At 61.0% G+C, this 12,423-nt stretch carries 9 protein-coding genes; 6 read left to right on the top strand and 3 right to left on the bottom strand.

Translation table 11 applies throughout. The annotated features are described in order from the left end of the window. On the bottom strand, nucleotides 1–2,265 hold a 2,265-nt coding region (locus tag SH809_20450), incomplete at its 3' end, for a G8 domain-containing protein (protein MDZ4702093.1). Nucleotides 2,266–2,665: 400 nt separating this feature from the next. Between SH809_20450 and SH809_20445 the strand changes: the two genes are divergently transcribed. From SH809_20445 to SH809_20430, 4 genes are all read left to right on the top strand, one after another. Further along, nucleotides 2,666–3,511, top strand: a complete 846-nt coding sequence (locus SH809_20445; GenBank protein MDZ4702092.1) for an SDR family oxidoreductase — start codon at nucleotides 2,666–2,668, stop codon at nucleotides 3,509–3,511. Between the two features lie 89 nt (nucleotides 3,512–3,600). Further along, entirely contained in the window at nucleotides 3,601–4,983 is a 1,383-nt protein-coding gene (locus tag SH809_20440) for a Gfo/Idh/MocA family oxidoreductase (protein ID MDZ4702091.1), read from the top strand. Between the two features lie 199 nt (nucleotides 4,984–5,182). Continuing rightward, the gene (locus SH809_20435; GenBank protein ID MDZ4702090.1) at nucleotides 5,183–6,289 is read left to right on the top strand and encodes an Sb-PDE family phosphodiesterase; all 1,107 of its coding nucleotides are present in this window, start codon (nucleotides 5,183–5,185) and stop codon (nucleotides 6,287–6,289) included. A gap of 131 nt (nucleotides 6,290–6,420) precedes the next feature. Beyond that, on the top strand, nucleotides 6,421–7,314 hold the full coding sequence (locus SH809_20430; protein ID MDZ4702089.1) for a PIG-L family deacetylase: 894 nt from the start codon (nucleotides 6,421–6,423) through the stop codon (nucleotides 7,312–7,314). Nucleotides 7,315–7,573: 259 nt separating this feature from the next. Here the strand turns inward: SH809_20430 and SH809_20425 are convergent, their stop codons facing one another. Further along, complete coding sequence (locus SH809_20425) at nucleotides 7,574–7,783, bottom strand: hypothetical protein (GenBank protein ID MDZ4702088.1); 210 nt, start codon at nucleotides 7,781–7,783, stop codon at nucleotides 7,574–7,576. A 754-nt stretch (nucleotides 7,784–8,537) separates the two neighbouring features. Here SH809_20425 and SH809_20420 point away from each other — a divergent pair. Continuing rightward, complete coding sequence (locus SH809_20420; GenBank protein ID MDZ4702087.1) at nucleotides 8,538–10,964, top strand: GAF domain-containing protein; 2,427 nt, start codon at nucleotides 8,538–8,540, stop codon at nucleotides 10,962–10,964. A gap of 7 nt (nucleotides 10,965–10,971) precedes the next feature. Further along, entirely contained in the window at nucleotides 10,972–12,033 is a 1,062-nt protein-coding gene (locus SH809_20415; protein ID MDZ4702086.1) for a proline racemase family protein, read from the top strand. Nucleotides 12,034–12,041: 8 nt separating this feature from the next. Here SH809_20415 and SH809_20410 read toward each other — a convergent pair whose 3' ends face one another. Then, nucleotides 12,042–12,404: a hypothetical protein gene (locus tag SH809_20410; protein MDZ4702085.1), complete on the bottom strand. Its 363-nt coding sequence runs from the start codon at nucleotides 12,402–12,404 to the stop codon at nucleotides 12,042–12,044. Nucleotides 12,405–12,423 lie beyond the last annotated feature (19 nt).

The following is a 12,423-nucleotide window of genomic DNA, read 5'->3' as shown; positions in this document are numbered from 1 at the left end:
GCCGGCCGGTAGGAACAGCGCTTCGGTGTCGCTTGACGCGTAGGCGGTTCCGTTCACCACGACCTCGTTGCCCTCGAAGGCCGAGAAGCGGAGGGAGCGCGTCTCGCAGGAGACGACCGGGGTGTTGAACTTCGTGTCGATCTGTCGGCAGCCGGCCGTTGCGTCGGTCAGAATTTGAGGGCCAACGCGCACCTCACGGTAGGCGCCATCGCCGGTGAGCGTGCCGTCCGAATCAATGATGACGACGCCTCGAGTGGTTTCGGTGCGCGCCGCGGCCGCGCCGGCGTTCCGGCGGCGACGTTCGGCCTTGACGGGCGTGGGGACGAACGGGTCGGAATCGATCATCGTCGAACCCTCGAAAAAGATGGGTGCGTCGAAGCTGAGACCGCCCACGCTGGCGACGCCGCGTTCGAACATCGTGTCTGACTTAAAGCCGACGAACGTGTTGTTGATCGAAAAACTCTTGCTGTAAAAGCCCATAATGGCCGAAATCTGCCGGTCTTTCCCGGTCATGTACGGCGGGATCGTCCGGCCGGCGAGAAGTTCGTCGTGCGTTTTCGGCGTGCCGATATTGTCGGTGTGCGCGACAAAGAGCGAGTTCAGGCTTCCGTCCCTGCGCTGCCAGATATGGAAGTGGGCGTCGGAGAAGGTCGAGTTGACCAGTTCAAAATCCGAGCTTTCGTCCGCCCAGAAGTTTACCATGTTCTTATAGGCATTGAGGTTCTCGATCGGCCCGGTGCCGCCCTCGTACATAAATCCGGCGCCGCCGTGCCGTTCGGGGTCGCCGTTGGCGTACAGTCCGCGCCGGCTGCCGAGCACGGTCGAGTGCACTACGTTGTCGCGCATTTCGCCCATAGGCGCATGCGCATTCTCATTGTGGGCGCTGCCTCCGGTGTCGCGCAGGTCGATCCAGATCCCATAGCCCTCGGCCCCGGCCGCCACGTTGCCGATGAGGGTGTTCGTGGGGAAGGAGATCCAGAAAACAGACGGGTTTTCGTCGCTTTCGATCAACTCCTGGCTCGGGTCCGGGAACGTGCGGACGACGGCGCCGATATTGCGGATGAGCCTGTTGTCGCGTTCGACGAAGTTCTCCAGGAAGTAGCAGTGTCCGATGGCGTTGTAGCCGACGTTGCCCTCGAGGAGGACATTAAACGTCCCGTGGATGGTGTAGCACCGCTGGAAGCTGTCGTACACGGCGCTGTTCTTGACGTACGCACCGTCGGCATGACCCATAAGGTGGAAATGGACGGGATACCGCGCCATGCGGCCCGTCTGCCCCATGCGATAAAAGGCGACGCCCGATATCTGGCTCATTGAAGCCGAGTCGTTCGCGTATTTCGGGTCTTCCCACATGCTGAGCCACATATCTTCGTGGTCGTGGCCGGCGTGGGCCATCATCTCCTCGTGGTGTTTCGCGACGATCATCACATGACCGCCGAAGCCGTTGGCGTCGGAGGCGGCGTCCCCCTGGATGAGAATATTTCGGGTGAGATGCATCACCTCGGCGCGCTGGTCCACCGGCCGGCCGGCGTATTCCATGATCTCGCCCCAGTGCAAATAGGTGAGCGGCGCATCGAGCGATACGGTGCGGCCATCCGGGGAGATGGTGGTGATGGTGCGGCGTTCGGCCTGGTTGGGGTCGAAGTCGGTACTGACGATGACGATTTCATCCCCGGGCGCCCAGGTGACGGGAGCTTCGAGGGTGATGGCGGTCGCGCCGGCTTGAGCGGTCGAACCGTCGGCCAGGCGCGTCCAGGTGGACGAAGTCGCGGTGCCGTGCCAGTCGAGTTTGCCGCCCAGGGCGCAAATGACCTTGGTGCCGCAGGATGCGATGCTGGTGTCTTGGTCGGTGTAGTTGGCCGTAAGTGTGATCATGGCCTGGTGCGTGTACGGCCGCTCCTCGGTCCCGATCTGGAATAGACCACGCACGATGACATAGTCGGCGCTGAAGGTAAGGTCCCGGTCGTCGAAGTATAGACCGCCCTCGACAAAGAGCCCCTCGAGGCCTGTGACGTCTTGGTCGACCACGACGTGGGCGCCTTCCGGTATCGTCACGACGGCGCCTGGTCCGGGAACGGGTACGCCGAGACGCTGCCAGGTGGCGGGGTTACTCCAGCGGAGGTAATCATCCGGGTATCGGGAGGTGCGATTCGGATCGTCGGCCAGGCCAGTGAGCATCAGGAGTAGCAGGGCCCCCAGGGCGAAGCGCAAGGCGATGGCCGTGGGCCGCACCGGACGTGCGGATCGAGTCGTCTGCTCGTACATAGTCGTAGATCAAAAAAGAGGATACACAGCGCGCGGCGCTTGGCCGGAGGCGCGGGCATAGATACTGCCCAGAGGAAAGACGGCCGGGGGGTGAGGTGCCTTTAGCAAAAAGCGACCCACGAACCCTTCGGTGATAGTACCTGGGCCGATCGCTCGCACGAACAGGCATTTCCAGGCCATCGTAGGGGGAGGGGGGCGCAAAACGGGGCGTGCGTAAACGACGAGGTGTGTGTCGGATCGTGTACGTACGCGGTTTCTCTTTGAGGACACCCCGCCGCGAGCCCCGGTTCCGTCCGGGTGGTATTTCACAGATATCGGTCGTGCCAGTCAGCTCGCAAGCCAGAGAGTCGGGATCTATATTCACGCCGTGATCGAAAACACATACCACTCGGTGACGACGATGCATCTGACAGATTTTGAAGGAAAAGTAGCTCTGGTAACCGGGGCGGCGAGTGGTGTCGGCGAAGCGGTCGCCCGTGTATTTGCGGCGCGTGGCGCGTCGGGGCTGCTTGTGACGGATCGGCAGGCGGAGCGTGGTGCGCTGGTGGCCCGGACGCTGAACGCCGGCGGATGCCCTACCCTTTTTGTCGATGGCGACCTCGAAAGCGTCGAGGCGTGTCGACGCATCGTCGAGGTCGCGTACGACCGGTTCGGCGCCGTGCACGTCCTCGTGAATGCCGCGGGGCTGTCGACGCGCGGCAGCATCTACGATACGTCAGTGGCGTTGTGGGATCGGCTGATGGCCGTCAATGTGCGCGCACCGTTTATCCTTACGCAGGCCTGCGTGAACCGGATGGTCGAACAGCGGATCGAAGGGGCCATCGTCAACGTCTCGAGCGTGGTGTCCACGGGCGGATTGCCCACGTTATGCCCGTACGCGGCTTCGAAGGGAGCGCTGTCGGTGTTTACGAAAAATGTGGCGTACGCGGTGATGCGCCATCGCATCCGCGTGAATGCGCTGTTGCTGGGGTGGACGGATACGCCGGTCGAGGACGTGATCCAGCGTGAGGTGGATCAACGAGGGGACGACTGGCGCGAGCAAGCCTCTGAGCGGTTGCCTTTTGGCCGGCTCATCCAGCCCGAGGAGGCGGCGCGCGCCATCGCGTGGATGGCGTCGGCCGAATCGGGACTGATGACCGGGTCGCTGGTGCACTTTGACCAGTCGGTGCCGGGTGGGGGGGGCGTGAACTGGCCGGCGCCGGGTGAGGCCGGTACCTACCCACTTGATGAGGAAGCGGCATATTGATATTCGCCGCAAAAAGGGCTAAGCTAGACGGAAGAGGATTCCGGCTGGTGTCTATACCGGCTATCACGTTTATGCACAACCGAACGGTCATGAAGCACACTGGTATCAATCGACGCACCTTTATGGGGCAAAGCGCCGCAGCGGCGTTTGGCGCCCTGATTGTCCCCCGGCATGTTCTCGGCGGCCCCGGTTTCCTGGCCCCATCCGATATGCTCAACGTGGCGTCTATCGGCGCCGGCGGGATGGGGGCGTCCAACATGAACAACCTGGTCAGCCAGAATATCGTCGCCATCTGCGATGTGGATGACAGGAGCGTCGAGGCCTCGTTCGTCGACCGGGAAGGCAAGCCGCGCGAGGATCGCGTCGCGCTCAAGGCCGCCTACGACAAAGCAAAGCGGTACAAGGACTTCCGCGAGATGCTCGATAAGCAGAAGGACATCGAGGGCGTCGTCATCGCCACGCCGGACCACACCCATGCGCCGGCGGCCGTCATGGCCATGAAAATGGGCAAACACGTGTACGTCCAGAAACCCCTCACGTACACCGTCCATGAAGCACGGGTGCTCCGCCAGGTAGCGGCCGAGACCGGCGTCGTAACCCAGATGGGCAACCAGGGGCACTCGCACGACGACGGTCGGAAAATGCTGGAATGGATCTGGGCCGGCGCCATCGGCACCGTAAGCGAAGTCCATGTCTGGACGAATCGACCGATCTGGCCGCAGGGCATGGCTCGCCCGGAGAAGGGCGAATCGGCGCCTAAGACGCTCGCCTGGGACCTGTTTCTCGGGCCGGCGCCCGCGGTACCATACCATCCGGCCTACACGCCCTTCTCATGGCGCGGCTGGGCCGACTGGGGCACGGGCGCCCTGGGCGACATGGGCGCCCACCTGATTGACCACGCGTACTGGGCGCTCGACCTCGATGCGCCGACATCGGTGGAGGCCGCCGGCTCGCCCTGGGGCGGGGAGGATAAGGCGTCGTATCCGCTTTCGACCCTTGTCCATTACGAATTCGCTCGTGGCGGGCGCACGCCGGTCAAGATGACCTGGTATGACGGCGGACTGCTGCCGCGCCGGCCACCGGAGATGCCGGCCGACGCGGAAGTCAACCCGGGCGGCGGCGCCATGCTGATCGGCGACAAAGGCGTCATCGTGTACGACACGTACGGTCATAATCCGCGCATCTTCACAAAGGGTCCGGCGATGGATGTCATGAGCATCCCGCAGACGTTGCCGCGCATCGCGGTCAGCCACGAGATGAACTGGGCCAATGCGTGTATGGGCATCGGCGAGGCGAATTGTCCGTTCTCGTACAGCGGTCCGCTCACCGAGACCATGCTGTTGGGCGTGGTGGCGCTGCGCGCCGGCTACGGTCGCAAGCTCTTCTGGGACGCGGCGAATGGCAAGTTCACGAACGCGCCCGACGCCGACCAGTACCTGCACCGGGAATACCGGAAGGGCTGGGAGTTGTAGGGGTTCCAGGTTACAGGTTCAGGGATGTCGCCATCACGAACCGTAGGGACACGATGTATCGTGTCCGTCCTCGGACGATGCACAACGTCAGTCACGAAGAGGCGCGTCGGGTTGGGCGCGCCTCTTTCGTTTATCGTTTGGTGATCCGGTGGGCATAGGCTTGCCGGGAGTCCCACCCTATTCATCCATCCATTGTCTCATGAAAGCGCTTGTTATTTCACTCGCCCTCGGGATCGCCCTGTCGTTGCCGGCCGCCGGCCAGCACGGGCGCGCTCTCGTATTTCCGAACGTGCCGGGGTACCAGACCCTTAAGACCGACTTCCACCAGCATACGGTATTCTCCGACGGCAGGGTCTGGCCGGACATCCGGGTTGAGGAGGCCCTCCGAGACGAACTCGACGCCATCTCGCTGACCGAGCATCTGGAATACCAGCCCCACCAGGAGGACATCCCTCATCCCGATCGGAATCGATCGCTCGTAATTGCGCAAGAGGCGGCCGAGAACAGCAACCTCATACTCATTCACGGCTCGGAAATCACGCGTGAGATGCCGCCTGGACACACGAATGCCATCTTTATTACCGACGCTAATAAGCTGTTGACGGACGATCCGCTCACCGTTTTTCGGGAGGCGAACCGGCAGGGCGCCTTTGTCTTCTGGAATCATCCCAACTGGGTTGCACAACGCGCCGACGGCGTGGCGCGCCTGGATGGCCTCCACCGCCAGTTTCTGAGTGAAGGGTTGCTGCATGGCATCGAAGTCGTAAACGAACACACGTTTTCCGACGAAGCCCTGCAAATCGCCCTGGACAACAACCTCACCATCATGGGAACGTCGGATATCCACGGGCTCATCGACTGGGACTACAACGTTCCCCACAGCCACCGCCCGATCACGCTGGTTATGGCCCGCGAGCGCAGTCCGGAAGCGATCAAGGAGGCCCTGATGGATCGTCGAACGGTAGTGTTTCACCGTGACATACTCGTCGGTCGCGAGCAGCACCTGACGCCGTTGGTGGCGGCCTCTCTCCAGATGCGGAGTCTCGGCTATGGCGATGACGAGGAGTCCGTTCTGGAAGTAGAGGTGGAAAACGTCAGCAGCAGCCCTTTTGTACTGCTGAATGCTTCGTCCTATTCGTTGCACGAACACGCCGACCTCGTGCTCGTCGAGCCGCAGAGCACCACGAAAGTGTTCGTGAAGACGCTGGGCCGGCTCGATAGGGTCGAACTCGTGTTCGATGTCATGAACGCTGTGACGGCGCCGCGGACGCACCCGCGGGTTACCTGGGCGTTTGCCACACGGTAAGAAATCTACTCGGCCAGTAGCCCTCGATGTCGGTTCCTGACCGGAGTCAAGGGCTTTTTTTTCCAGGCGTGGCGGTTTTCCTGATCTCCCCCTAGATTCCCATGACAACTGTTTAACCAGGAGGAATTCCCATGAAATTGTCCTCGATTGTAGTAAGTGTGCTGTTGGGTTGCCTGTTCGTTCCTCTTGCCGCCGCGCAAGACGAAAACGGCGTACTGCGCATCATCGCCTTCGGCGCCCACCCGGACGACTGCGAGATCAAGGCTTCCGGCGTCGCCCGTATGTGGGTGGAGCAGGGGCACAAGGTGAAGTTCGTCTCCGTGACCAATGGCGATATTGGTCACCACGAGATTTCGGGTGGGCCGCTCGCGCGCCGGCGGGAGGCCGAGGCGCAAGAATGCGGGCGCCTGCTGGGCATTGAAACCGAAGTGCTGGACAACCACGACGGAGAGCTGATGCCGACGCTGGAAAACCGTAAAACCATCGCCCGCCTTATCCGTGAATGGCAGGCGGATATCGTACTCGCCCCGCGTTCGAACGATTATCACCCGGACCACCGCTACACGGCGATCCTCGTGCAGGACGCCTCATTCATGGTCACCGTCCCCAACTTCACCCCCACGACACCACGGGTCACGAAGAATCCGGTCTTCCTGTATTACGCGGACCGGTTTCAGAAGCCGAATCCCTTTGAGCCAACCATCATCGTTGGAATCGATGCCCAAAGCGGACCGAAGTACGCGTGTATGGCGGCGCTGCGGTCGCAGTTTTCAGAGTGGAACGCCTGGCTCGACGGGTACGATGTAGAAGTGCCGGTGGATGAAGCCGGCCGTGTCGCCTACATCGCGGAGAAATTCCAGGAGCGTGATGCTTCGGTAGCCGATCAATATCGGGCTCTGTTGATCGACTATTACGGTGCGGAGCGTGGCCAGTCGTTTAAGTACGCGGAAGCCTTCGAAATGTCCGAATACGGCAGTCAGCCTTCCCGCGAAGAGCTGAAACGGCTGTTTCCGTTTTTTGAGTAGAGGCCCACTAACAGAATCCCACCGCGCCCCCAAAAGTCCATAAAAAAAGGTAGACTTCTTCAGCGGCCCGATTGCGGCGGGCTGATCACAGCGCCTTACGGGGCGCCGGGCCAGATCGCGCTGCCTTACGGGGCCTTGCGATCATGGCGCTTTACGGAGCGCCGGGCCTTAAGCGACGCCTTACGGGGCGCCGGCCTTGATCACGGCGCTTTACGGAGCGCCGGTGCTGAAGAAGTCTACCGGGTAGTAAAAAGTTACGTTACTCAGGGCGCAGATAACGCCGGCAGACGACATCGCTCGCCATGAAGATGAGGTACATCGTCACGATGCTGGCCGCGGCAATCATGTAGTTGCCGATTTTGAAAGCATAGATCACGCCAAAAACCAGCGCGAGCAACGAAGCCATCAGGGTGAGCACAACAAACGCGTTTGAGGCGCCAAGCACCTTGCGTTTCATGTCAGCGTGCATAAGCAATCTATGTATGTCGGGCACCCGCGCCGCCGTATCCAACTCCTCGTTTACCCACTGCGGGGCCGCGGATTTTTCCGGGTTAATGTGTCGATGAATCCTGATACTACCAGCATCGGCCGGCGATCAAGGGTATTAATCACACCGTGGATAGAAAGGGGGGCGAGGGTACGCCGTTATTCCCGTGCGCCATCCACCATGTCGTTTTGCAAAGAACCGTGCTATTGAAGCACGCAACGTTCTACGCAAGAGTTGCGCCCTGGCCCATTCCGAAATGAGAAAATGTCTTTAAGAAATCGGGACGACATCGGCCAGTGAACCCGTTGGCAATCCTAAGCTTGTATGCTGAAATACGTTCCTGACTTCTTACCGTTGATGCGGACAATTCGCTCAAAATCGTTGAATTAGCACAGATTTGTGACAGGTATGCCGCAGATCGTTTAAGAAAAAGCTTACGATCGTGCGAAGCATGTGCGAAGGAAGCGCTTTTTGTTCCAGTGAAGTAAAGGCGAACATGAAGTGGTGAAGTATTGAATACATTTGATCGATCAGAAAATAACAAAAATCGGGTCGCCTGTCAGCTCGCAAAATCCCGTAATCTGTTATTGCAACCAGGCAAGATTCCGCCGGGATAAGAGGAGGGGCATCTGAAGCCGTGTAACCGGCACCACGGCGCCGACAACCTATAGCGAATCCTTTCCAGTAGACTGCCGTTCGAGATACCGTGTCCCGATCGACTGAGCGCCCACGCCGTATGTCAGAACATCCCGGGGTTTTTCCCTTCCAGACCGTTCTCAGTTTCGAACCCTTGCTGGCGTTCTGGCGCCATCAGGCCGAGGAGCAATCGGGCATCGCGGCTCAAATCGCCCGCATGGTGTCGGACGCGGCCACTGAGATACCCGCGCTGCTCGGGCCCATCGACGATATCGACCGCCTGCTTGATCACCAGGAGACCGTCGACGTCCTGATGTCGGCTGTTTTCCCGCCCGGCCTCAACGGCCGCTGGCATGCGGCGGCCATTGTGCCGTTTGGTCTGCAGAGCTTCTACATGACGCCGGCCTTTGCATCGTTGGACCTCTTTCGGCACCTGAAACGGGTGTTTCAGGAGGATTTCGAGCGCATGATGACGGCCAAGATCATGATGGCGTACGCGTATATCATGCGCACCATCTATGGCATCACGACCGAAATCGACTTCCCGCTCATGGCGCCTGTCATCGACGACGCGACAGGTCTGGTCCGTTATTTTAAGCTCGACTTCGACACCCAATTTTGCTCTGTTAAGGTGGTCGGAGAGGCCCCGGCATTGTCTCGGGAGACGATCGACGGACTGATGGCCCATCGGTTTGATCTAGGCCGGTGGTTCGAGGCGCTGCCGCCGGCGCACTTCGCTTTCCACGGATTCGCCATCTTTTCCGCCGTCGAAGTGACGGAGGGGCAGTTGCTGTCTGAATTAAAACACGACCTCCTACAGAAGGACGCACTCGCCACCCCGGAGAAAATCGATCGCGTGCAGCAGCGTATTCGTTCGCTCCTCCGCTGCCCAGGGATCGAAATCGGTCTCATCCTGATCGAACAGGGAGACTTCGACCGGATCACCAGCATCCATCCATTGGGCCGGAGCCTGCTGCTTAAACGCGGCGTCCCGCCATCCTGTGACACCTGGCAACAGTCCTTCTACGCCAGAGCGTCCGATGGCCGAACGGAGCCGATCGTAATCGATCGCCTCGAGGAGTTGGCGCATCTCACGGGGTTTGAGGAGTACCTGCGCGATCAGGGGTATCACACATTGGTCCTGGCGCCACTTTTTTCGCAGGATCGTCTGGTGGGCATCCTCGAACTCGGTACCCGGAGCCATACGCACCTCGACCCGATGGGCGCCAGCACCCAGTTGCGCGAGATCACAGCGTTATTCGGCGTCGCCATCCATCGTGGCCTGGAAGAACGGGAAGATCGAATCCAGGCGGTCATCAAAGAGCAATACACGTCGATCCACCCGACGGTGGAGTGGCGCTTTCGGGAGGCCGCCAAGAACTACATCGACAGCGGTCGGGAGGGGGCGACCGCGCGGGCCGAAGAGATCGTTTTTCATGGCGTCCACCCGCTGTATGGGCTCTCGGATATACGAGGCTCGTCTACCGAGCGTAACCGGGCTATCCAGTCGGACCTTGCCGAACAGTTGACGCTTGCGGATGAGGTGCTTCTGGAGGTCCAGCAGCATCGCCCGATGCCCGTCCTGGAAGAGATCCGCTTCCGGCTCGGACAGTACCTGGCGGAAGTCGAACACGAGTTGCGCTCGGGGGAAGAGGTTACGATCCTCCATTTCCTCCGGAGCGAGATAGAGCCTTTGTTTGCGGAGTTTGAGCGAATCGTACCTTCTTCACGCGTTCAGATCGAGGGTTATCGCGAGGCGCTCGATGCGGAATTGGGCATTTTGTACCGGCGCCGGCGCGACTACGAGGATAGCGTCAGCCGCATCAACCACACCATCGGAGCCTATATCGAACGCCAGGAAGAGGCCGCCCAGGCGATGTATCCACATTACTTCGAGATGTACAAGACGGATGGAGTCGACTACAACCTCTACGTCGGGGGCAGTCTGCACCAAAACGGTCGATATGACCCGCTGTACCTTCGCAATCTGCGCTTGTGGCAGTTGATGCTGATGTGCGGTGTGGAATGGGAGATGGCGTCGTTGAAGCCAACACTCAAGGCGCCGCTCGATATCGCCCATCTTGTGCTCGTTCAGGACTTCCCACTCTCGATCCGCTTCCGGATCGACGAGAAGCAGTTCGATGTCGACGGCGCGTACAACATCCGCTACGAGATCGTCAAGAAGCGGATTGACAAGGCGCGCATCTTTGGGACCAGTGAGCGCCTCACTCAGCCCGGGTATATGGCGATCGTGTATTCGCAGGATGGCGAGGCCGTCGATTATGCGCGTTATGTGCGTTACCTCCTCGCCACGGGGTACCTGGTCGGCGAGGTGGAATATGTTCAGCTTGAGGACCTTCAAGGTGTCCACGGCCTCAAGGCGTTGCGGGTGCGGATCGCGCCGAATCCCGTCTCGGAATCAAGCCCCGGCCCCCGGTCCTCCCTGCAGCATCGATCGGCCGGCGACGGTCATGGCGCGCACGGGGCGTTGATCGACCTCGCCGCTATCGCGCTGGAAGCTGGCTAACCGACCCATGCTGCATCCCGAGCCGTTGCTAACCACGGCTGCCCTCACCTCATGGCGTCCTCCCGATACCTGGTGGCGCATCGAGACGATCGACGCCCACACGGCGGGTGAGCCTTTTCGGGTTGTCCTCAGCGGTTATCCCGAGCCGCGGGGCGCCACGATGCTCGAACGCCGGCGTTACCTCGCCGAGCACTACGACCATCTCCGCCGGGCCCTTATGCTCGAGCCGCGGGGGCACGCGGATATGTACGGATGCGTCGTCACCTGCCCGGCCACGCCAGACGGTCATCTCGGCGTGCTTTTCATGCACAACGAGGGCTACAGCACCATGTGCGGCCACGGCATCATCGGCCTGGCCACGGTGCTGGCGGAGACGGGATACTTCGGCGGGGGTCCGATTCCGGAACCGTTGCGTATCGATACTCCGGCCGGCCGCATCGAGGCCCGGATCGAGTTCGACGGCGAGCGAATACAGCAGGTCTCGTTCCGCAATGTCGCGTCGTTTCTCGTCGAGCGCGATGCCAGGGTCGATGTACGGGGCATCGGGACCGTGACGTATGATCTGGCATTTGGCGGTGCATTTTACGCGTATGTCGATGCCGCGTCGGTAGGCCTAACCTGCCGGCCGGCCGACGTCCAGCGCCTCATCGATGCCGGCAGACGGATCAAGCAGGCGATCATGGCCGAGCGACCGATCCACCATCCAATAGCCGAGGATCTGGGTTTTTTATACGGCGTCATCTTCACAGCGCCCGCCGAGGAGGCCCGCCACCACAGCCGGCACGTCTGCATTTTCGCGGACGGGGAGGTGGATCGGAGTCCGACCGGGACCGGCGTCAGCGGGCGCGTCGCTATCTTGCACGCACGGGGGGAACTGGCGTTGCAAGCGCCGATCGAAATCGAGAGTATACTGGGCAGTAAGTTTACCGGGGCGGCGATCGAAGCGTGTCGCTTCGGCCCGTACGATGCCGTCGTGCCCGAGGTGTCGGGTCGCGCTTTCATCACGGGTCGGCATCAGTTTCTCATCGACCCCACCGATCCCTACCGGGCGGGTTTCATGGTGCGGTAAGCAGGTTTCTAGAGATCGGAAGGGGGAGTCCGCTCGATGATCACCGTCTCGGATGGCCCGTTTCGCGATTCCCGACGTACTTCAAACTCGAAGCGCAAGGGCTCGCCGGGGCGAGCGGCGCCTGCTGGAGGTATTTCGAACGAGAACCCTCGTTCGCCCGGCTCGGGTCGAATAAACAGACGATGCTGGCGGTGGTGGTCGCCGCGTCCGCCATGCCACAGATGGATGTGTAGGTGGCGGGCATCAGAGAACGTGCGATGGGCCTGGTGCTCTTGCCAGAGATAGTCGAGGTAACGATGGAAGTTGAGCGCGAACAGCGCGAGGGCGGCTACGCCCAGGATGGGGGTGATCGTCCGTGGAGAAAGGGTCATGAGTGCGCCTCGGAAAAGG

It is taken from the genome of Rhodothermales bacterium, assembly GCA_034439735.1.
Classification (GTDB): Bacteria; Bacteroidota; Rhodothermia; order Rhodothermales; family JAHQVL01; genus JAWKNW01.
The sequence above is the reverse complement of the archived record's forward strand: the minus strand, read 5'-3'. Positions and strand labels throughout refer to the sequence as shown.